This is a genomic window from Cryptosporangium minutisporangium (assembly GCF_039536245.1).
Classification (GTDB): Bacteria; Actinomycetota; Actinomycetes; order Mycobacteriales; family Cryptosporangiaceae; genus Cryptosporangium; species Cryptosporangium minutisporangium.
Window position 1 is genome coordinate 201,687 of sequence record NZ_BAAAYN010000004.1, and the last position, 20,418, is coordinate 222,104.

Annotated in this window: 19 protein-coding genes and 1 pseudogene; 5 read left to right on the plus strand and 15 right to left on the minus strand. The window is 71.0% G+C overall.

The genetic code is table 11. The features are described from left to right. The first annotated feature begins 8 nt into the window (after window positions 1-8). Entirely contained in the window at window positions 9-542 is a 534-nt protein-coding gene (locus ABEB28_RS03695; RefSeq protein ID WP_345726511.1) for a copper resistance CopC family protein, read from the plus strand. A 6-nt stretch (window positions 543-548) separates the two neighbouring features. Here the strand turns inward: ABEB28_RS03695 and ABEB28_RS03700 are convergent, their stop codons facing one another. From ABEB28_RS03700 to ABEB28_RS03715, 4 genes are all read right to left on the minus strand, one after another. Then, window positions 549-1,760, minus strand: a complete 1,212-nt coding sequence (locus tag ABEB28_RS03700) for a CaiB/BaiF CoA transferase family protein (RefSeq protein WP_345726512.1) — start codon at window positions 1,758-1,760, stop codon at window positions 549-551. Between the two features lie 49 nt (window positions 1,761-1,809). Then, entirely contained in the window at window positions 1,810-2,208 is a 399-nt protein-coding gene (locus ABEB28_RS03705; RefSeq protein ID WP_345726513.1) for a RidA family protein, read from the minus strand. Window positions 2,209-2,210: 2 nt separating this feature from the next. Beyond that, window positions 2,211-4,061, minus strand: coding sequence for a DNA helicase RecQ (gene recQ / locus ABEB28_RS03710; protein WP_376980823.1), 1,851 nt, complete (start codon window positions 4,059-4,061; stop codon window positions 2,211-2,213). A gap of 117 nt (window positions 4,062-4,178) precedes the next feature. Further along, a complete protein-coding gene (locus ABEB28_RS03715; RefSeq protein WP_345726514.1) occupies window positions 4,179-5,078 on the minus strand; it encodes a hypothetical protein in 900 nt (299 codons plus the stop codon). Between the two features lie 43 nt (window positions 5,079-5,121). Between ABEB28_RS03715 and ABEB28_RS03720 the strand changes: the two genes are divergently transcribed. Then, a complete protein-coding gene (locus ABEB28_RS03720) occupies window positions 5,122-6,141 on the plus strand; it encodes a hypothetical protein (protein ID WP_345726515.1) in 1,020 nt (339 codons plus the stop codon). Window positions 6,142-6,151: 10 nt separating this feature from the next. Here ABEB28_RS03720 and ABEB28_RS03725 read toward each other — a convergent pair whose 3' ends face one another. Next, a complete protein-coding gene (locus ABEB28_RS03725; protein WP_345726516.1) occupies window positions 6,152-6,490 on the minus strand; it encodes a lipopolysaccharide assembly protein LapA domain-containing protein in 339 nt (112 codons plus the stop codon). Between the two features lie 249 nt (window positions 6,491-6,739). Here ABEB28_RS03725 and ABEB28_RS03730 point away from each other — a divergent pair, with 249 nt between their 5' ends. Then, window positions 6,740-7,972 carry a TerC family protein gene (locus ABEB28_RS03730; protein WP_345726517.1) on the plus strand — a complete coding sequence of 411 codons (1,233 nt, stop codon included), beginning with the start codon at window positions 6,740-6,742 and terminating at the stop codon, window positions 7,970-7,972. A 145-nt stretch (window positions 7,973-8,117) separates the two neighbouring features. On the opposite strand, the pseudogene ABEB28_RS03735 reads toward ABEB28_RS03730, so the two are convergent. Further along, window positions 8,118-8,465 (minus strand): annotated as a pseudogene (locus tag ABEB28_RS03735) (ABC transporter ATP-binding protein); the annotation flags it as partial. Between the two features lie 199 nt (window positions 8,466-8,664). Here ABEB28_RS03735 and ABEB28_RS03740 point away from each other — a divergent pair. Then, window positions 8,665-9,651, plus strand: coding sequence for a hypothetical protein (locus tag ABEB28_RS03740; protein ID WP_345726518.1), 987 nt, complete (start codon window positions 8,665-8,667; stop codon window positions 9,649-9,651). On the opposite strand, the gene ABEB28_RS03745 is transcribed toward ABEB28_RS03740, so the two are convergent. After that, complete coding sequence (locus tag ABEB28_RS03745) at window positions 9,623-11,110, minus strand: sensor histidine kinase (RefSeq protein WP_345726519.1); 1,488 nt, start codon at window positions 11,108-11,110, stop codon at window positions 9,623-9,625. The genes ABEB28_RS03740 and ABEB28_RS03745 overlap by 29 nt on opposite strands. After that, complete coding sequence (locus tag ABEB28_RS03750; RefSeq protein ID WP_345726520.1) at window positions 11,110-11,829, minus strand: response regulator transcription factor; 720 nt, start codon at window positions 11,827-11,829, stop codon at window positions 11,110-11,112. The genes ABEB28_RS03745 and ABEB28_RS03750 overlap by 1 nt, the downstream gene beginning before the upstream one ends. Window positions 11,830-11,939: 110 nt before the next feature. Between ABEB28_RS03750 and ABEB28_RS03755 the strand changes: the two genes are divergently transcribed. Next, window positions 11,940-14,144 carry an MMPL family transporter gene (locus ABEB28_RS03755; RefSeq protein WP_345726521.1) on the plus strand — a complete coding sequence of 735 codons (2,205 nt, stop codon included), beginning with the start codon at window positions 11,940-11,942 and terminating at the stop codon, window positions 14,142-14,144. A 70-nt stretch (window positions 14,145-14,214) separates the two neighbouring features. On the opposite strand, the gene ABEB28_RS03760 is transcribed toward ABEB28_RS03755, so the two are convergent. From ABEB28_RS03760 to ABEB28_RS03790, 7 genes are all read right to left on the minus strand, one after another. After that, the gene (locus ABEB28_RS03760) at window positions 14,215-15,627 is read right to left on the minus strand and encodes an acetyl-CoA carboxylase biotin carboxylase subunit (RefSeq protein WP_345726522.1); all 1,413 of its coding nucleotides are present in this window, start codon (window positions 15,625-15,627) and stop codon (window positions 14,215-14,217) included. Beyond that, complete coding sequence (locus ABEB28_RS03765; RefSeq protein ID WP_345726523.1) at window positions 15,624-16,136, minus strand: acetyl-CoA carboxylase biotin carboxyl carrier protein; 513 nt, start codon at window positions 16,134-16,136, stop codon at window positions 15,624-15,626. The genes ABEB28_RS03760 and ABEB28_RS03765 overlap by 4 nt, the downstream gene beginning before the upstream one ends. Next, on the minus strand, window positions 16,129-17,811 hold the full coding sequence (gene accA, locus ABEB28_RS03770) for an acetyl-CoA carboxylase carboxyl transferase subunit alpha (RefSeq protein WP_345726524.1): 1,683 nt from the start codon (window positions 17,809-17,811) through the stop codon (window positions 16,129-16,131). The genes ABEB28_RS03765 and accA overlap by 8 nt, the downstream gene beginning before the upstream one ends. Next, a complete protein-coding gene (locus ABEB28_RS03775) occupies window positions 17,808-18,152 on the minus strand; it encodes a TcmI family type II polyketide cyclase (RefSeq protein WP_345726525.1) in 345 nt (114 codons plus the stop codon). Before ABEB28_RS03775 ends, accA begins: the two co-directional genes overlap by 4 nt. Window positions 18,153-18,165: 13 nt before the next feature. Further along, a complete protein-coding gene (locus ABEB28_RS03780) occupies window positions 18,166-18,957 on the minus strand; it encodes a response regulator (protein WP_345726526.1) in 792 nt (263 codons plus the stop codon). Then, a complete protein-coding gene (locus ABEB28_RS03785; RefSeq protein WP_345726527.1) occupies window positions 18,954-19,625 on the minus strand; it encodes a sensor histidine kinase in 672 nt (223 codons plus the stop codon). Before ABEB28_RS03785 ends, ABEB28_RS03780 begins: the two co-directional genes overlap by 4 nt. 372 nt (window positions 19,626-19,997) lie before the next feature. Further along, window positions 19,998-20,387, minus strand: coding sequence for a histidine kinase (locus ABEB28_RS03790; protein ID WP_345726528.1), 390 nt, complete (start codon window positions 20,385-20,387; stop codon window positions 19,998-20,000). Between the last annotated feature and the right edge of the window lie 31 nt (window positions 20,388-20,418).

The following is a 20,418-nucleotide window of genomic DNA, read 5'->3' on the forward strand; positions in this document are numbered from 1 at the left end:
CCCCACCCATGTCCGCCGTCGCGTCGCCCCGTCGCGGTGATCGCGGTCGCACCGGCCGCCTCGTCGCGGTGATCGCCGTCTGGCTGCTCAGCGGGTTGCTGGTCACCGGCTGGCACGGCACCGCGCAGGCGGCTCCGCGTCTGGAGTCCAGCACCCCGGAACGGGACGAGTCCATCCCGGCCGGCGGGCCGGTGGAGGTCGTGCTGCGCTTCGACGAGACCCTGCGCACCGAGGGCGCCAGTCTGGTGCTGCTCGACGAGGACGGACACCGGCGGATGACGGCGACCGTCCACGTCGACGGAGCGACCCTCGACGGGTTGATGCCCGAGGTGCCACCCGGCGACTACCGGGCCAGTTACCGCGCCACCACGACCTCGGGGGACGAAGTGAGCGGCACGCTCCCTTTCTCCATCTCCGCCCCGGCCCTGTCGCTGCTCGGGATGGAGGTTCCTCGGTGGGCACCGACGGCCCTGATCGTGCTGTTCGTGGGCCTCGCGGGCGTGACGGTGATCGCGATCATGGCTACGGCCTCGCGCCGCTGAGACCGATCACTCGTCGGACCGGTCGCTCGCCGGCGCCTGGGCGGCGACGGCGCGGGTCAGCATCTCGTCGGCCGCTGCTTCGGTCAGACCCGCCTCGAGGAGCAAAGCCCGGGTGTGCTGCCCGAGCGCCGGAACGTCACTCATCCGGGCCTCCACGTCCGCGAACGTCGCCGGCGGCAGCAGAGCCGGAACACGTGCGTGCTCCGTGCCGATCGTCCGCCACCGATCACGCTCGCGCAGCTGCGGATGCGTCAGGACCTCGCTCAGCTCACGGACCTCGGCCGCCGGGACGCCGGCCGCCGCGAGGCGCGCGTCCAGCTCCGCGGTCGACCAGCGCGCGGTCTCTGCGGCCACCAGCGCGTCGCACTCCGCTCGGTGCCGCACCCGGTCCACGTTGGTGACGAACCGGGGGTCGTCGGCCAGCTCGGGGACGCCGAGCACGCCGGTCACGAGCGCACGCCAGCCGGCGTCGTTCTGCACCCCGATCAGGATCTGACCGTCCCGCGTCGGGTAGGCGTCGTAGGGTGCGATCGCGCCGTGGCTCAGCCCCATTCGCGTCGGCTGTTCGCCGGTGTGCATCGACGTGTAGAGCGGATAGCCCATCCACTCGACGGTGGCCTCGAGCATCGATACCTCAACGGTCGCGCCCTCCCCGGTCCGGGCGCGGCGCAGCAACGCGGCCAGGACGGACTGTGCGCAGTACATGCCTGCCGCTATGTCCGCGGTCGGTATCCCGGTCTTGACCGGCGTCGCGGGCGTGCCGGTGATCGAGACCAGGCCGGCCTCCGCCTGGACCAGCATGTCGTAGGCCTTGCGCTGCTCGTACGGGCCGCCGGCCCCGTACCCGGAGAGGTTGACCACGACCAACTCCGGACGCTCCGCCCGGAGTTCGACGGAGCCCAGGCCGAGTCGCGCGGCCGCGCCCGGCGCCAGGTTCTGGACGAAGACGTCCGCGCGGTCCACCAGCCGCCGGACGATCCGGCGACCCTCGTCGGTCTTGAGGTCGACGGCCAGCGACTCCTTGCCCCGGTTGAGCCAGACGAAGTGCGCGCCGGTGCCGTGGACGACGTGGTCGTAGTCCCGGGCGAAGTCGCCGCGCCCTACCCGCTCCACCTTGATGACCCGGGCGCCGAGGTCGGCGAGATTCCGGGTGGCCAACGGCGCGGCCACGGCCTGCTCCAGCGCGACGACCGTGACGCCGTCCAACGGTTGGCTCATGCTCCGCCGTTCGGAATCGGCTCGGCCTCGGTGCGCGGCGGGTCGTCGCTCACGACGGAAGCCCCACGATGAGGTCGATCTCCACGGTGGCGCCGACGGCGAGCCCGGTCGAGCCGACACACGTCCGGCTCGGAAGCGGGCCGGTGAACCACGTGACGTACTCGGCGTTGAACCGATCGAAGTCCGAGAAGTCCGTCAGGTACACGCGCACCATCAGCGCGTCGTCGAGGGTCGCATCGAAGTGCGCGAGCACCGCGGCGAGGTTCCGGAACACCTGCTTCGTCTGCGCGACCACGTCACCGGCCACGAGCTCGCCGGTCGCCGGGTCGGTGGGCATCTGGCCGGTCACGTAGAGCGTGTCGCCCCACCGCACCGCATGCGAGAACGGCGCGACGCCGGGCGGCACGCCGGTGGACGGGTCGAACGTGTAGGCGATGCGTTTCGGCATGGTCAGACCTCCGCGACGGGCATGGCGTCGGAGGCCAGGACCTCCAGGATTTGCTCTCCGTACCGGGCCAGTTTCGTCTCGCCGACGCCGCTGACGTTGCCCAGCGCGGCCAACGTCGCCGGCGCTTCGGTGGCGACCTGGCGCAGCGTCGCGTCGTGGAAGATCACGTAGGCGGGCACCCCTTGCTCCTTGGCCGCCGCCGCGCGCCACGTCCGCAGGCGCTCGAACACCGCCTGCGCCTCGGCACTCAAGTCGACCGCCGGCCGCCCCTTCGCCCCACCGGTGCGGGACGCGGAGCGCTTCGGCTTCTCGGGCTCGCGTCGCATCATCACCTTGCGCTGCCCGCCGAGCACCGGACCGCTGCTCTCGGTGAGCGCGAGGACGCCGTACTCGCCCCCGACCGCGAGCAGCCCCTGGGCCAGGAGTTGGCGGACGACGCCGCGCCACTGCGGCTCGCTCAGGTCCTCACCGATCCCGAAGACCGAGAGCTCGTCGTGGCGGAAGCGGGTGACCTTCTCGGTGCGACGCCCGAGCAGGATGTCGATGGCCTGACCGGCGCCGAACTTCTGCCCGCGCTCGCGGTCGAGGCGCACCACGGTCGAGAGCAGCTTCTGGGCCGGGACCGTGCCGTCCCACGACTCCGGAGGCTCCAGGCAGGTGTCGCAGTTGCCGCACGCCCCGCTCTCCTGACCGAAATACGCGAGCACCTGGGAGCGGCGGCACTCGACCGTCTCGCAGAGCGCCAGCATCGCGTCGAGGTGTGCCGCCAGCAGCCGCCGGTGCGCGAGGTCGCCTTCCGAGCCGTCGATCAGCTTCCGCTGCTGGACGACGTCCTGCAGCCCGTACGCGAGCCACGCGGTCGACGGCAGGCCGTCCCGCCCGGCGCGCCCGGTCTCCTGGTAGTAGCCCTCGACCGACTTCGGGAGGTCGAGGTGGGCGACGAATCGGACATCGGGCTTGTCGATGCCCATTCCGAACGCGATCGTCGCGACCATCACCAGCCCGTCTTCCCGGAGGAACCGGGCCTGGTTGGCCGCGCGCGTCCGGGAGTCGAGACCGGCGTGGTACGGCAGCGCGGGGATGCCCTGGGTGACCAGGAAGTCCGCGACCTTCTCGACCGACGACCGGGACAGGCAGTAAACGATGCCGGCGTCACCCGAATGCTCGGTGCGCAGCAGGTCGAGCAACTGCTTGCGCGGCTCGGCCTTGGGCACGATCCGGTAGCGGATGTTCGGCCGGTCGAAGCTCGCGACGAAGTGCCGGGCGTCGTCGAGCTTCAGGCGGGTGGCGATGTCGGCCCGCGTCCGCGAGGTCGCGGTCGCGGTCAGCGCGATCCGGGGCACGTCCGGCCACCGCTCGTGCAGCATCGACAGCGCCAGGTAGTCGGGGCGGAAGTCGTGCCCCCACTGGGAGACGCAGTGCGCCTCGTCGATGGCGAACAGCGAGATCCGGCCGCGCTCCAGCAACCGCATCGTGCGGGACTCGCCGCCGGCCAGCGCCTCCGGCGCCAGGTAGAGCAGGTCGAGTTCACCGGCGACGAACGCCTTCTCGACGGCGCGGCGATCCTCGAACTCCTGGCTCGAGTTGAGGAAGCCGGCCCGCACACCGAGCGCGGTCAACGCGTCGACCTGGTCCTGCATCAGGGCGATCAACGGAGAGATGACCACGCCGACGCCGCCCCGCACCAACGCGGGAATCTGGTAGCAGAGCGACTTGCCGCCACCGGTCGGCATCAGCACCAGGGCGTCGCCGCCGCCGACCAGGTGCTCGATGATCTCCTGCTGCTCGCCGCGGAACGCGTCGTAGCCGAAGACCCGGCGCAGCACGTCCAATGCGTTCGTCGGCTCGTCCACGGGCTCGATCCTAGGAGTCACCACCGACAGGTTCGGCCCGGCGCAGACATCCGCTCCGTTCCCGCAGGCCTCACGACCCCCGCGGGTCGGTCGCCGACGCCTGCCGCGACGTCCGGATCACCAGTGCCACGGGTTCTCCACCCGGTTCGAGGACGCGGCACTCCAGATCGAGCGGTGCGCCGCCGCCGTGCCCAGCCGACGCTGGAGCGCGCCGTCACGCCGACAGCGGCCGACCCCGACCGCAACGACCCGCGGGTTGGTGTTCCACCGGGCGCTCACCGTGAGCGGCTGCCCTCCGCTTCCGTCGCGGTCCGGGAGGAGCACGCTGCCGGCGACGAAACCCCGGACGCGGACCGCGGCACGGTCGTAGATCGGGAACGCGACGGTGCCGTGCAAGTAGTGCGGCTGTTCCGGACCGAACCGATCCCACGCGACCCGGACCGATCCGACCGGCGTGCCGAGGACCAACCCCGCCGGCGTCAGCCCGGCGTACGGCCGCGGACGCCCGAGCCAGGCCGAGACCGCCTGCACCGCACCGAACACGGTGAGTACGGCGGCCGTCCCGGTCGCGGCCACCACGAGCACCATCCGCCACGCGGAGTCCGGCTGTACCGCTCCGACGATCCAGTCCCGCACACCGCCGAGGAAGAACGTCGGAAGAAGCACCCACCCGACCACCACGGCCGGATAGGCGTAGGGAAGCGCGTACAAGCCGTCGCCTCCGACCAGGGTGAGGCGGGGCGGCAGCGCGTCGCGCCGTTCCCGGGCGAGCCATCCGCACACGGTGATCAGCCCAGTCCCGAGGACCGAGAGCGCGCCGCGTAACCGCGGGTCGCCGCCGGCGAGCGCCCAGACCACCACCCCGGCGGACACCACGAGAAGCGTTCGGAGGCCGGAGAGCCGGAGACCGGAGAGCACCCTCGGTGCGGCCTCCGGCCGCACGGCGAAGTAGGCGTCCTCACCGGCGTCCGACTCAGCGGGGTCCGAGGCATCGTCCGCCCGCGGCCGCCGAGACATACCGCGACCGTACCGGTTGTCGCCGCCTTGCAGACTCGCCTTCATGACGACGTACCACGAGGTGGCCACCCGCTTGATCGAGCTGGGCCTGCTGTCGGAGGCGAAAGCCGAGGAGGTGCTGGCTGACCGGGACGGTGCGGTGGACGGCGAAGGCCTGCTCTGGGCCTTCGAGGAGTTCGGGGTTGCCTTTCACCTCACGATGGAACAGAAGGTCGGCAGCGGCCTCGAGGCGCACGAGCGGGGGTACCGGGACTGGCTCGAGTACACGGCCGGGTTCACCAGAGGCGCGGTGGTGATCGAGGACGTCGTGTTGATCCAGCCGGACGCCGACCACGCGTTCCTCCATTTCCGGACGAACGGCCGGACTTGCTGGTGGAGCATCGAGACGGAGTTCCTGGAGTCGAAGTATCTCGACGCGATGCCACTGCTCAACCTCTCCGACTACGAGCCGGGTGGCGACGACCCGCGCGAGTTCTACGAGATCTCGCTCCACGGCACGACCACCGGCTACCACGTGCTGGTCGACGACGCGCAGGGGCACGGCCTCGCGCGCACCTACGATCTCCAGCTACCCGGGCTGACCACCCCGTACGAGACGCCGGCCACGGCGCCCGCGTCGGAACCCAGAAAATCGGTGGAGGACTGGCTCGCCGAGACGGCAGCCACGCTCCCCGCGCTCCGGGCGGAGCTGCCGCGGTGGGCGCCGGACCCCGTCGAGGCGCTCGAGCGGCTCGTGCTCGATCGGTTCGCCGACAAGGACGCGTATCGGGCCGCCGAAGACAGTCCGTTCGTGAACGCGGCCGCCCGCTTCCTGGGCGAGGAATTCCATCGGCTGGCCCCGAGCCACTGGACCACCGACCTGCATCCCCGATGGTTCAGGCTGGCCTTCGACGACGTCCCGTTCGAGTTCCAGTCCGACGGATGCCCGTTCCGCACCCTCTGGTGGTTCGTCGAGGAACGTCGGCCGGGGACGCTTCGCGCCGAGGTCGCCCGGTTCCAGGCGTCTTACGACCGGTACCTGCGAGTCCTCGCCGAAGTGGAGCGCCGGCTGGCGTCCCGCTGAACACGAGACACTAGCGGCGCCGACGGGCCAGGAGGCGTAGCTGCGTGATCCGCGCCGTTGCGACGACCATGGTCAGTATCGCCGCACCGACGGCGGCGATCAGCAGCGCCAGAGCCAACGGCACGTCCCCGTCCCAGCCCAAGAAGCTGATCTGCGTGCTGCGGGTGTTCTGCAGCATGAAGACGATCAGCACCACCAGCAGCAGTGCGGACGCACAGATGCCGAGCCAGACCGTTCCGATGCGGGAGGGAGGCACCCGGCCCGTCGCCGACGCGGCGGGAGCGACATCCGGATCCTGCGGCGCGGGCGGGCGCGGTGGGGAAACGGCGTGCAGCGGGTCGGTGGACATGTCACATCACCCTGTGCGGCGAGCCGGCGTGGCAGGCACCTCGGAGTGGGATGTCGTCGATCCCGGACCACTCCACCATACGCCTGTTCGGCTGCGGTCGGACGTCGCCGCCGCGCCGGGCCGAGAAACCGCATCCGACCGAGGTGAGTCGCGCGGCAGTGGGTAAGTCCCCCCATGACGGCTCCACCACCGTGCCGTCCCACCCGTCCGCCGCACGGACGGCCCGTCCTCAAGGCAGGAGCAGCGTCGGTGGAGGTATCTCCTCTGGTTTGGGGCCTGACGATCGCTGGAATCGTCGGACTCCTGGTCTTCGACTTCGTCTTCCACGTCCGCAAGGCCCACGTACCCACGCTCCGTGAGGCGACTCTCTGGTCGGCGCTCTACGTCGGCCTGGCGGTGCTCTTCGGCCTGGGCGTCCTCGTGCTCGCCGGCACGCCAGCGGGGTCGGAGTATTTCGCCGGTTACGTCACCGAGAAAGCCCTCTCGATCGACAACCTCTTCGTGTTCCTCATCCTCATGACCAGCTTCCGCGTTCCCCGCGAGGATCAACAGAAGGTGTTGTTGTTCGGCATCGTGTTCTCGCTCGTCGCGCGCACCGGGTTCATCTTTCTCGGCTCCGCGCTGATCAATTCCTTCGCCTGGGTCTTCTATCTGTTCGGGCTGATCCTGCTGCTCACCGCCGGAAACATGCTCAAACCCACGGACGGCGAGTCACGCACGGCGGACAACATCGTGGTCCGGCTCGGCCGCAAGATCTTCCACACCACCGACTACTTCGACGGGGACAAGCTGTTCACCGTCCACGAGGGCAAGCGGGCGATGACCCCGATGCTGTTCGTGATGCTGGCCATCGGCGGCACCGACATCCTCTTCGCTCTCGACTCGATCCCGGCGATCTTCGGGCTCACGCAGAGCACGTTCATCGTCTTCACCGCCACCGCCTTCTCCCTGCTGGGCCTGCGGCAACTGTTCTTCCTCATCGACGGCTTGCTGGAACGCCTCATCTACCTCTCGTACGGCCTCGCCGCCATCCTGGGGTTCATCGGCATCAAGCTGATCCTGCACGCACTGCACGAGAACAACGTGCCGTTCATCAACGACGGCAAGCCGGTCCCGGTGGTGGAGATCAGCACCGGGCTGTCCCTGAGCGTCATCATCGGAGTTCTGACGCTGACGATCGTGGCGTCCCTGCTCAGCCGGGCGGGCAAGGCCCGCACGGCGATCGCCGGCGCCCGCCGGCACGCCACGTCGTATCTGGACGCCGAGTACACCGTGGACCCGGCCGAGCGCGAGCGGATCTTCCGGCTGCTGCTGAGCGAGCGCGACCAGATCGTCGCCCTCGGTCCCAAGTACCGGCAGGAGGTTCGCGACGAGCCTGCCCTGATGGCCCTCCTCGAACGGGCGCGCGAAAGCCACGACGCCGCGGTCGCCCGAGGAGAGGCACCACCGGCAGGCCCGTCCAAGATCCTGCCGCGCCGATGACGGTGCGCCCGCCCTACTCGCGCATGCCGGCCAGGTCCACGGCGCGGGTACGCAGCGCGGTCCGGACCGGCAGCACCACACCGAGCAGGGCCAGCACCGCACTGATCACCACGACCACCGTTACCGGTGCCCACGGCACCACGACCGGCGTGCTGCCCACGAGCTGCGTCAGGGCGACGTTCTGCGCGGCGGTCAACGAGGGCAGGAGGTTGAACGACTGGAACACGAACCCGACCCGTTCGCGCCGGAGCAGCGTCAGGGCGGTCTCGTCCAGTCCGGTCAGGTCGTGACCGGCCACGAACACCCGGCCACTCGTCGGCCGGTCGAGCCCGGCCGCGCACTGCAACGTCGACTTCCCCGAACCGGACGGTCCCATGACGGCGGTGAAGGACCCGGCGGTGAACGTCAGGGACACCTCGCGCAGGGCGTCGACGGAGCTGTCACCGGAGCCGTAGGTCTTGCTGACCGTCTCCAGACGCACGGCCTCAGCCATGAGTCCCGTTCCGGTGCGCAGTGTGTCCGGGAGCCGGGAGCAGTCTCGTCCCGGGGGGATCGAGCAATGTGCCGAGTGCCCGCGGGTACTGGGCCGCCAGGTCCGGGTCGCAACAGGCCCGTTCACACCAAGCTACTTGGTGGACACGTCCACGGGCGAGGGCGCTGGTGCCGTGGCGTCGAGGGTGGACAATGCGCTCGTGGCGTTGCTCGCGGAGATCGGCGCGTGGGTAGCTGCGCTCGCGTTGATCGGCGTCGCGGTCGTGGAGGGCGGGCGGGACGCGCGGCGAGCCCGAGCGCGACGCCGCTCCGTCGTCGACGGCAGAGAGGTGCGGTACGGCTCGGCCACCAGCTACCGCCCGCGGTCCGGGCTGTGGAGCGGTCTGCTGTTCGTCTGGGTCGGCTCCAACATCGCGGCAGTCCTGTTGTTCGTCGGCCTGTTCCCGCCGGAGTGGCGGGCCACCGCGACCACGGCGATCGTCGTCCTGGTCGTTCTCGCTTACCTCGTGGCTCTGCGCTTCCTGCTCGACTACGCCCGCACCGAGGTGGTCGAAGGGCGCGTCCTGGAACGGAGAATCCTCTACAGCGGCGAGGACGACGCGACCAAGCACCACTGGATCGCCGTCGACGACGGCCGCCCGGGCCGGATCGCCGGTACGCCGGTCAGCCCGGCGGATTACGCGCGCGTGGTGGCCGGAGCGCGGATCCGGCTGCACCGGACCCCCCGTGGACGCCGGGTGAAGAGGCTGGAGGTCCTCGAGCTCCCCCGCTCGGCGAACGCGTCCGCCGGCGAGGCGGCCTGCCTGATCACGCCGGCCCAGGCGGCCCGGGCGCTGGGATCGCCGGTCGAGTTCGTCCCGGTCGCGTCGGACGTACCGAACACCCGCCGGTGCGTCTACGTCCCGCCGGGTACCCGAGTGACCAACGGGACCGTTCCGTCACCGGCGCTGCACGTGACCGAGGCGTTCGACCCGGACGCGGCCAACGAGATCGCCCGCCGCGCCACCGCGGGCGGCAAGCGCGCCTGGCACCACGGCAACCGTGGCGTCTTCCAGACCGGCATGACCTACATCCTGACCTGGGGCAACGGCGCGTTGCTGCTCCGTGGCCAGGTGGACGTCGCCGACGTGGGCGAGGTCAGCCGTCTGGCACACAGCCTCAACCCGCCGGGCCCCGATCCCCCGTGACCGCCCGATCGTCGGGGTCCGCGGTGGCCCGCGAGCGCGGCAGCTCCATGCGTACCCGTGCGCCGCCGGTGGTTGAGGTTCCGGCACTCACCCGTCCACCGTGCGCCTCGACGACGGCGGCGACGATCGAGAGCCCGAGCCCCGAGCCCCCGTCGGTGGCCGAACGGGCGGCCTCGGCGCCCCGGAAGAACCGTTCGAACACCCGCTCGCGCAGTTCGGAAGAGATACCCGGACCCGCGTCGGACACCTCCACCACGGCCGTGGCGTGCTCGGTCGTCACCCGGACCGTCGCCGGTGTGCCCGGCGGCGTGTGCAGGCGGACGTTCGCGAGCAGGTTGTCGAGCACCTGACGCAGCCGTGCCGAGTCGCCCTCGACCAGCACCGCGCCGTCCGCCTCGACGATGATCGCCCGGTCGGCGTCGACCGCGCCGGCGTCGGCGACCGAACGATCGACCAGCGCGACCAGGTCCACCGGCTCGCGGCCGAGCGGGCGGCCCTGGTCGAGCCGGGCCAGGAGCAACAGCTCGTCGACCAGATGCCCCATCCGAGTCGCCTCCGACTCGATCCGGAGCAGGACGTCCGCCAGGTCGGCCGGGCGGCTGGACGCACCGCGGCGGAACAGCTCGGCGTAGCCCCGCACGGTCGCGATCGGTGTCCGTAGCTCGTGCGACGCGTCCGCGACGAACCGCCGGAGCCGCTCCTCCGAGCGTCTGCGTGCTTCGAACGCCGCCTCGACCTGGCCGAGCATCGCGTTCAGCGCCTGCCCCAGCCGCCCCACCTCCGTGCGGGCGTCGGCGGTGGGCACCCGGGACGTCAGGTCGCCTGCGCCGATGGCGGCGGCGGTCGCCTCGATCTCGTCCAGCGGACGCAGTGCCGAGCGCACCGTCCGCAGCGACAGCAACGCCAGCCCGATCAGCACCGCAGCACCGGTGATCAGCGCGGTGTTACGGACCCGTGCGGCGAACTCGTCGGCGACGTCGGTGCGCATCCCCAGCACCAGCACGGTGTCGCGTCCGTTCACGCGCGTGGCCAGCAGCCGCCAGTGCGGAGTCGAGCCTCGTTCGGCCAGCCGCGCACCACCGGGATCGTCCACGGTCGGCGCCGCCGGGCGCAGCTCGCTCGGCAGCTCGTCGTCGAGGTCCGGCTCGGCTCCGAACGCGACCGTGTCCACGACCCGCCCCTCGGCGTCCCGCAGCTGGTAGAACGACGGGACGTCGCCCGCCTCCGCCAACCGGGGCCACACCGGGCCGACGCGGTCCGCCGGCACGAGGTGGTCCAGCAGCTGCGCGTCCGACTGCCCGGTCGCGCGGTCCGCCTCGCGAGCGACCGCGGCCATCACGTCGTCGGTCTGATCGCTCCGGAGGTCCTGCAGCGCTCCGAAGATCGCGCCGACCATCACGAAGAGGCCCAACGTCACCATCGTCATCACGGTGAGGACCAGGCGAGCCCGCAGGGACATCAGGCGTCCGGCGTACGCACGTGGCCGGCGACCGCGTCCGGCATCCGGACCACGTAGCCGACTCGCGGGACCGTGTGGATCAGCGGCGGATCGAAGGCGTCGACCTTGCGCCGGAGGTAGGAGATGTACGTCTGCACGTTGCCGTCGTTGCCGCCGAAGTCGTACTCCCAGACGTGCGATCGGATCTGGCCCTTCGACAGCACGCGGCCGGCGTTCGCGACCAGCAGGTGCAGGAGCCGGAACTCGGTCGGGGTCAGGTCGATCACCTGGCCCTGGCGACGCACGACGTAAGCGCTGTCGTCGATCTCCAGATCGGCGAAGGTGAGCACGGCGCCGCTGCGGACCTGCTGGGCGCGGCGGAGCACCGCCCGGATCCGCGCCACCAGCTCCTCGATGCTGAACGGCTTCGTGACGTAATCGTCTCCACCGATGGACAGCCCGTTGACCTTGTCTTCCGTCGCGTCCCGCGCGGTCAGGAAGACCACCGGGGCCGTGCACCCACGCTGCCTCAGTTGACGGCACACGTCGATGCCGGAGAAGTCCGGCAGGACGACGTCGAGCACGATGAGGTGGGGATCGAAGTCTCCGACGGCCGCGACCGCGTCGCGCCCGTTGTACGCGACCTCGGTGCGGAAGTTCTCGTAGCGCAACGCGGTCGCCACGAGGTCGGCGAGATAGCGCTCGTCGTCCACCACCAGGATGCGAGGATCCGTCTTCACGACCCCAGTCTGGCCGAAACCGACCAGTTCGACCGTCGGGTCCACAGGTCCACAGAGTTTCCCCAGTCCGGCCCCAGAGCGGCTGAAGACCCGGCTGGTGCGCTGGTGCAATGGAGAGCTTCTCGAGAATGGTGCTGGGACACCGGCGCTTGATGACCGCGATGATCGCGCTCCTCCTCGCCATCGGCGGGGCGTCGATCGCACTGGTGCTTCCGTCGGTGTCGGAGCGCAACGAGTACCCCGGCCTGGACAGCTATCGGGCCAACCAGAAGATCGAGCAGGTGAGCGCCGCCGGCGGGTACGAGCGGCCGCTGGTTCCGGTGGTCACCCTGGCCGACGGCACGACGGTCGACTCACCGGGCGTCCGAGCCGCGCTCGACGCGGCGTTCGACCGTGCGGCCACGGTCGCCGGTGGTCGCACGGTCTCCTACGCCGACGCGGCCGACCCGGGCTTCGTCGGCGACGACGGCCGGGTGACGTTCGGCTTGGTGTACCCACCGACCGCCGAGGTGGGCGGCCTACCGGGGAGCGCGCTCGGCGAAGGCACCCAGATCCACGAGGCGCTCACCGACGCGATGACCGCGGAGCTGCCGCTGGGCAGCCGAGTGCAGGTGACCGGGCTCGACTCGCTCGCGACCGGCACCGACGCCGGCGGTCTGAACGTCCCGATCAAACTGGCGATCACGATCGTCGCGGCGCTGGCCGTGCTGATCTGGATCTTCCGGTCCTCGCTCGCGTTCGTGCCGCTGCTGGTGGCCTTCGTGGCCATTCCGATCTCGTTCCTCGGCCTGCTCGTGGTGAGCCCGTTCGTCACCATCCACGAGACCACGGTGATCATGCTGCCGTTGTTCGGCATCGGGATCGCGATCGACTACGCGCTGATCCTCGTGACCCGATGGCGGGAGGAGCACGCCCGTGACCAGGACGACGCCGAAGCGGTGCACCGTGCTATGGCCACCGCCGGCCACGCCGTCGTCTTCAGCAGTCTCGCGGTGGCCTTCGGCCTGGTGATGATGCTGGTCCTCCCGATTCCGCTGCTGCGCAGCCTCGGCGTCGGCGGCATGTTGGTGACGGCGTCCAGTGCGCTGGTGACGCTGGTGCTGCTGCCCGTGCTGCTCGAGCGCTACGGACGTCGGCTGCGCCGCAAGCGCGGCCTGGACGAGCGGGAGGAAGCGGCCAGCCGGACGTGGACCGGGTGGGCGCGGCTGGCCGTCCGGTTCCGCTGGCCGGCCGCGCTGGTGACCACGGCGATCCTGGGCGGCCTCTGCCTGATCGCCACCAACCTCAACCTCAACGTCCCGGTCACCGAGAACCTGAGCACGTCGGGGCCGGGCTATGACGCGCTGCTCACCCTGGACCGGGCCGACGTACCGCGCGGTGTGCTCACGTCGTTCGAGGTCTACGTCCCGCCGGGACAGGACGTCGCCGCGGTGTCCGACTCCCTCGCGGACGTCGACGGCGTGCACGCCGTCGCCACCTCACCGGCCAACCGGGACGGCTCGTCGATCCTCGCCGTCCTACCGGTCCACGAAGGCGGCGACCCGGCAGGCCGGGAGACGATCTCGCAGGTCGTGGCGACCGTTCCGGACGGGGTGATGGTCGGCGGCAACATCACCCAGCAGATCGAGTACCTGGACGCCACCTACTCGATGATCCCGTGGATGCTCGCCCTGGTGGCGCTGGTGACGTTCGTCGTGCTGGCGCGGGCGTTCCGCTCGCTGCTCATCCCGCTCAAGGCGATCGTGCTCAACCTGCTGTCGCTGGGCGCGGTGCTCGGCGCGATGGTGATCCTGTGGCAGTGGGGCTGGGGCACCGAGGCCGTGCTCGGAATCCAGCCGGACGGTTCGATCGGATCGTTCGTCCCGGTGACGATCTTCGCGTTCCTGTACGGACTGTCGATGGACTACGAGGTGTTCATCCTGTCCCGGATGCGGGAGGAGTACGACCGGACCGGCTCCACCCGGCGCGCCGTCGTCAACGGCGTGGGGCGCACCGGGCGCTTGGTGACCGCCGCGGCGCTGATCCTGTTCTTCTCGTTCGCCTCGATGGCCATGGGCGGCGAGCTGGACGTCTCGGTGTTCGCCACCGGCCTGGCGCTGGGCATTCTGATCGACGCCACGCTGATCCGGTCGGTACTGGTGCCGGCGACCGTGGCGATGATGGGCCGGTGGAACTGGTGGCTGCCGGTCTGGGCCGCCCGGATCCTCCGGGTGCCGCCGTCGCCGCTCGTCCCCGACCGGCCGGACGACGCGCCGACCGAATCGGAAGAACCCACCACCGACGCGCCGGTGCCGGCCGCGCTGCGCCATGGCTGATGCAGCAAAGGCCGTGGGGTGCCGCCCGGTTGTCGGGCGGCACCCCACGGCGGCTGCCTCGCCGGTGCGGTCAGGCGACCGGAGCGGACTCCGCCGCCCAGACGGTCGGCTCCCGGCCGGCCATGTACTCGTCCACGAACCGCGTCGAGTGCGTCGCTGCGACGAACGACGGATGGGTGACCAGCCGACGCAGCAGCGGGATCGTGGTGCGCACGCCGGGCCCCTCGACCACGAACTCGGCCAGCGCTCGTTCGGTCCGGGCGATCGCTTGCTCCCGGTCGGGCGCCCAGACGATCAGCTTCGCGATCAGCGAGTCGTAGGTCGGAGGCACCCGATCGCCCTCCCTGAACCCGGAGTCCACCCGGATGCCCGGCCCGCTCGGCGGCCGGAACCGTTCGAGCAGCCCGGGGGTCGGGCGGAAGCCGGCCTCGGTGTCCTCCGCGTTGACCCGGCACTCGATCGCGGCGCCCCGCGGCTCGATGTCGTCCTGGGTGAACGGCAGAGTGAGTCCCGCGGCGATGCGCAGCTGCTCGCGGACGAGGTCCACCCCGGTGCACACCTCGGTCACCGGGTGTTCCACCTGGATCCGGGCGTTGATCTCCATGAACGTGACGTCGCCCGCGGGCCCGACGAGCAGTTCCATCGTGCCGGCGCCGACGTAGCCGAGGTGCCGGGCGGCTCGCACCGCGTACTCGCCGACGGCGGCCCGGACCTCCTCGGGCAGCGCCGGAGCGGGCGACTCCTCCACCAGCTTCTGGTTGCGCCGCTGCAGCGAGCAGTCCCGTTCGCCCAGGTGCACCGCGGTGCCGTGCTCGTCGCAGAGCAGCTGGACCTCGACGTGCCGGGCGCTCGACACGAACCGTTCGAGGTAGACCGCGCCGTTGCCGAACACCTGCCGGGCGAACGCGCTGGTGCGCCGGAAGGTCTCGATCAGGTCGGCGGCGTGGTGCACGACCGCGATGCCCCGTCCGCCGCCCCCGGCGACCGCCTTGATCACCAGGGGGTACCCGATCCGGTCGGCGACCCGCTGGGCGTCGGATGCGGTGCGGACCGCCCCGTCGCTGCCGGGCAGCACCGGCAGACCGGCCGCGACCATCAATGCCCTGGCCTCGGCCTTGTCCCCGAGCGCGTGCATGACCGACGGCGACGGTCCGACGAATCCGATCCCCAGCTCGGCGCAGGCCTGCGCGAAGTCCGGGTCCTCGGAGAGGAACCCGTACCCGGGGTGGATCGCGTCCACCCCGTGCGCGACGGCGGCCTCCAGAATGCTCGGCGCGTAGAGGTAGCTCTGCCTGGCAGGGCCGGGGCCGATCGCCACCGCCGCGTCGGCGTACTCGACCACCGCGCTGTCCCGATCGACGGTCGAGTACACCGCGACGGTACGGATCCCCAGCTCACGACAGGTCCGGGCGATCCGCAGCGCGATCTCACCCCGGTTGGCGATCAGCACCGTCCCGATCGGACGCGGCCCGCTCAGCGTCACGGCGCGTCCACCCGGAGCGTGACGAGCGGCTGGCCGTACTCCACCGACGCGCCATCGGCGACGAGGACCTCGACGACCGTGCCGGCCTCGGTCGGGTGGATCGGGTTCATCAGCTTCATCGCCTCGACGATCCCGATCGTGTCACCCGGCGCCACTCGGTCACCCTCCCGGACGAACGGCGCGGCACCGGGCTCGGGCGCCTGGTAGAACGTGCCGACCAACGGCGCCACCACCTGGCTCAGCGAGGGATCGGCGACGGCAGGCGACGGATCGTCGGGCAGATCCGACGCTGCGCCGGACGACGGGGCGGGCACCGCCAGCGGCGCCGCCGCCGCACCCGAGGCCGCACCCGAGGCCCAGGTGACCTCGACCGAGCAGTCACCGCGACGCAGCGCGATGCTGGCCACCGGGCCCGGGATGGTCTTGACCAGGCTGCTGACCTCCTCGCGCAGTACCCGCAGCCCGTCGGCGTCGCTCGCCGGGCCCAGGAGCTCCTCCCGCTCAGTCATCGACGACCCCCAGTGCACGGAACCGGTTGTGGCGCTGGTCCCGGAGTTGGGCGGCCGACAGCGGCGCCATTCTGGCCAGGCCGCCGAGGATCGCGTCCTTGAGGCGGGCCGCGGCGGTGGCCGGATCGCTCTGCGTGCCGCCGTCGGGCTCGGGCACGACTCCGTCCACGATGCCGAGCCGCAGCTGTTCCGGGGCGGTCAGGCGCAGCGCCTCGGCCATTCGAGGGCCGTGGGAAGGGTCGCCGTAGAGAATCGTCGAGCAGCTCTCCGGGCTGATGACCGAGTAGCAGGCGTTGGAGAGCGCGAAGACCTGGTTCGCCGTGGCCAGCGCGAGGGCTCCTCCGCTACCGCCCTCCCCGATGACGACGCTCAGCACCGGCGTCTCCAGCCGTGCCATGCCGGCGATGCACTCGGCGATCGCCCAGGACTGTCCGTACCGCTCCGCGTCGATGCCCGGCGCCGCGCCCTGGGTGTCGACCAGCGTGACGACGGGGAGCCCGAGCCGCTCCGCGAGCCGCATCAGGCGCAGCGCCTTGCGGTAGCCGGCCGGACCGGCCATGCCGAAGTTCCTCGCCACCCGTTCGGCCGTGTCGTGCCCCTTCTGATGTCCCAGCAGGACGATCCGGTGCCCCGCGATCGAGGCCAGACCGCCGACGATCGCGGGGTCGTCGTCGCCCAGCCGGTCACCGTGCAGCTCCAGCCAGTCGTCACAGATGCGGCCGACGTAGTCGAGCGTGGTGGGCCGGCGGACGTCGCGAGCCAGCTGCAGCGTCTCGGCCGCCGATTCCCCCGTGTCGACCGCGGCCGGGTCGCCGACCACCACGTCGGGGTGGCCCAGGCAGGCGGTCGGGCGCCCGCCGGCCAGGTCGAGAACGCGACCGAGCAGTGAGCGCAACTCGCGCCGCGACTCGACCCGATCCAGCAGACCGGCACCCAGCAGGTACTCGGCCGTCTGGAAGCCCTCCGGCAGGCGCTCCCTGGTCGCGTTGGCGATCACCCGCGGCCCGGCGAAGCCGATGTGCGCGCCCTGCTCTCCGATCAGAACGTCGGCGAGCGTCGCGAACGAAGCCGTGACGCCGCCGAACGTCGGATCGGTCAGGATCGCGACACTCAGCACGCCGTCCTCGTGCAACCGCCGCATGGCCTGAGCGGTCTTGGCCATCTGCATGAGGGAGAGCGCGCCTTCCTGCATCCGCGCACCACCCGAGGCGACGACGAGGACGAGCGGCGTGCGGGAGCTCCGGGCGTCCTCGGCGGCACGGACGATCGCCTCCCCCACCGCGCTGCCCATGCTGCCGCCGAGGAACGAGAAGTCCATCACCGCGAGCACGACGTCGTGCCCGTCCACCTGGCCGAACCCGTAGCAGACGGCGTCCGGCCGCCCGCTCCGACGACGGGCGTCGTCCAACCGCTGCGGATAGGGGCGCGAGTCGACGAACCCGAGCGGGTCGCCGCCGACCGGCTGCCGCTCGGCCGGACGCCAGGAGCCCGGGTCGAGCAGCTGCTCGACCCGGTCGTCCACCCCGATCCGCAGGTGGTGCCCGCAGTCGGGGCAGACGTAGCGTTCCCTGACCAGCCGCCGGCCGTACAGCGTGGTGCGGCAGCTCGGGCACTGCTGCCACTCCGGCGCGGTGCGGGCGGACGGCGGGGCAGGTACCGGTATCGAGAGCGTCACGGCAGCTCGACCCCCGTCGCCTGCGTCCAGCTGTAGAACCGCGTCGCCATGGCGTCTTTCGGGCTCCGCCAGGTGGCCGGGTCGAACGGCGACACGAACGGGTCGAGTTCCCGGCTCAACCGCCGGAAGTCGTCCCGATCGCGGGCGGCCTCCATCGCCTCGTCGCTCGGCCCGGCGAACTCCACGGCATGGAAATAGAGGTCGTGATACGTGTACAGATCGCGCCGCACCACGCCCAGCGCGTGCGGCAGTTCGGTCTCGTCCGAGGCTGCGAAACGATCGGCGACGTCGTCGCGCCGGCCGGGCGTCAGGCGCGCCACGATCAGGATGCGGTCGGCCATGCACAGCTCCTAGCTATCGCGGATCGGCGGTCACCCCCGACGCTAGGGATCCGTGCGGTGGCCGTCTCCCGCCCGTGGCCCGACCGGACCCGCCTCCCGGAGGATCGCCGGTTCCTCCTGCGGGAGGACGTCCCCGGTCCACCAGGCCGTGCTCGTAGGCGTAGATCACCACGTGCGCCCGATCGCGCGCGCCGAGCTTGCGGTAGAGACTCTGCAGGTGGGACTTGATCGTGCTCTCGGCCAGGAAGAGCAGCTCCGCGATCTCCTCGTTGCTGTGTCCCTGAACGACGAGGTCCAGGACGTCGTGCTCCCGCTGCGTCAGCGCGACGCGGGGACGGGCCTGCGCCGTGCCCACCAGTGGACGTCTGGCGAACGCGCGCACCAATCGCCGCGTCGCCCGGGGAGAGAGCAGCGCCTCCCCGGCCGCGACCACCTGGATCGCCTCCACCACCTTCTCGGTCGGTGCGTCCTTGAGGACGAACCCGGCCGCGCCGGCTCGCAGGGCGTCGAAGAGCGTCTCGTCGTCGTCGTAGACGGTGAGGATGATGACCCCGGGTGCGTCCGGGCCCGCGGCGCAGATTCGCCGGGTCGCCTCCAGCCCGTCCATCCGCGGCATGTTGACGTCCATCAGCACCACGTCCGGACGTTGCCGACCGACTTGGTACACCGCGTCGGCACCGTCGACCGCCTCACCGATCACGTCGATCCCGCTCTCGCCGACGAACAGGGACCGCAATCCGCGCCGTACCAGCGGCTGGTCGTCGACGATCAGCAGCCGGACGTCGTCCGATCGGTCGCCGCTCACCAGTGCGGCCGCCGCACCGGCACCACGCACCCAGCCCGGTCGTGCGACGCAGCCCCCGCGGATGCGCCGTCCGACCCCCGTGTCCCGCGAAGCGGCAGCACGGCACGAATCCGGAATCGTTCGGCGTCCGCATCGGACACCGTGAGCCGACCGCCGAGCTCGGCCAGCCGTTCCCGCAGGTTGATCAGGCCGGCGCCGCTCCCGGCCACCTCCGGTACCCGTCGCGGCACGTCGTTGGTGAGGGTCAGAACCAGCTGGCTGCCGAACGCCACGTTCACCTGGACGGTTCCGGTGCCGTACTTGAGCGCATTGGTGGTTCCCTCCTGGAACACCCGGACCGCCGCGCGCCGCAGCGCGGGCGGTAGACGCGGTTCGCGGTTGATGCCGGTGAAGCAGACCCGGACGGCACCCGGTGGCAGCAGGTCGAGGATGCCGGCGATCTCCGTCGACAGGCGCTCCCCCACCGGCCGCTCGGCGACCGTCAGGCAGGACTCCGCGGCGGGCTCCGGGACCGGAACGATGCGCCGGAGGTCGCGCACCGCCACTCGGGCCAGTTCGTCGATGCTGCGCGCCGCCCCGGCGGCCACGTCGTCCGCAGCGAGCCGGCGTGCCTCTTCGCCGATCGCGACAAGTCGGGAATCGATGACGCTCTGCACCTCTTGCGCCATCCGCCGACGCGCCATTTCCACGGCGGCCTCCGCCTTTCGGCGACTCCTTTCACGTATCAACCAGACCAAACCGGAAGAAATACTTCGAATAGGAACTAGCGAGACGATCAGCACGTGCTTCTCTCCTCTCGATCCGGGCAAACCAGCGACGGCCCAAGTAGGGCCTCCCCAGATTGCGGAGGTCGTCGTGACGTAGCTGTGAATCCCCACTTTCACCCAGAGTTTTCACAGAGCGCGTCAGGTCAATTCAGCGAAACGCCGAGGAGGCCCGGGCGCTGAGCGCCCGGGCCGAGCAAGACGAATGCATCAATTGATGGTGCGGAATTGGTACACGGAGAGCTGTCGCCGATCCGACCTTCGGAGCGATCCGGCTCAGGCCGGGCCAGGTTCGTCACCTTCCCGGTCGGCCGGCGGACGCACCATGCGACGAAGATCCTCGGCCGCCAAGCGCGCCAGCTCGTCGATGTTCCGCGCGGCGCTACCGGAACGTTCGTCAGCCGCGAACCGGCGAGCCTGCAATCCGATGACCGCGAGGTGGTGGCCGATCACGTCGTGCAGCTCACGTGCTACGCGCCGGCGTTCGGCGTCGACCGCGACCGCCGCCGAGTGCTGTCTACTTCTACTTCCACTAGGCCTGAGGCCATCCAGACCCGAACTCGCGGCCACGGCAGAGAAAAACGTCAGGACCCCCATGATCACCTCCGCTGCCGCGACTCTAACAGCGGATTCACTGACAATTCCCACGACAATGTGGAAGATCACTCGACTCACGGTCCGTAATTGCCGAGCAAGC

What these genes read in the sequence shown, in the direction of transcription:
- ABEB28_RS03725 (WP_345726516.1), bottom strand. Translation starts at nt 6,490, where the DNA reads ATGTCCACCGACCCGCTGCACGCCGTTTCCCCACCGCGCCCGCCCGCG.
- ABEB28_RS03745 (WP_345726519.1), bottom strand. Translation starts at nt 11,110, where the DNA reads ATGTCCCTGCGGGCTCGCCTGGTCCTCACCGTGATGACGATGGTGACG.
- ABEB28_RS03695 (WP_345726511.1), top strand. Translation starts at nt 9, where the DNA reads ATGTCCGCCGTCGCGTCGCCCCGTCGCGGTGATCGCGGTCGCACCGGC.
- ABEB28_RS03765 (WP_345726523.1), bottom strand. Translation starts at nt 16,136, where the DNA reads ATGACTGAGCGGGAGGAGCTCCTGGGCCCGGCGAGCGACGCCGACGGG.
- ABEB28_RS03705 (WP_345726513.1), bottom strand. Translation starts at nt 2,208, where the DNA reads ATGCCGAAACGCATCGCCTACACGTTCGACCCGTCCACCGGCGTGCCG.
- ABEB28_RS03775 (WP_345726525.1), bottom strand. Translation starts at nt 18,152, where the DNA reads ATGGCCGACCGCATCCTGATCGTGGCGCGCCTGACGCCCGGCCGGCGC.
- ABEB28_RS03700 (WP_345726512.1), bottom strand. Translation starts at nt 1,760, where the DNA reads ATGAGCCAACCGTTGGACGGCGTCACGGTCGTCGCGCTGGAGCAGGCC.
- ABEB28_RS03720 (WP_345726515.1), top strand. Translation starts at nt 5,122, where the DNA reads ATGACGACGTACCACGAGGTGGCCACCCGCTTGATCGAGCTGGGCCTG.
- ABEB28_RS03785 (WP_345726527.1), bottom strand. Translation starts at nt 19,625, where the DNA reads ATGGCGCAAGAGGTGCAGAGCGTCATCGATTCCCGACTTGTCGCGATC.
- ABEB28_RS03715 (WP_345726514.1), bottom strand. Translation starts at nt 5,078, where the DNA reads ATGTCTCGGCGGCCGCGGGCGGACGATGCCTCGGACCCCGCTGAGTCG.
- ABEB28_RS03755 (WP_345726521.1), top strand. Translation starts at nt 11,940, where the DNA reads ATGGAGAGCTTCTCGAGAATGGTGCTGGGACACCGGCGCTTGATGACC.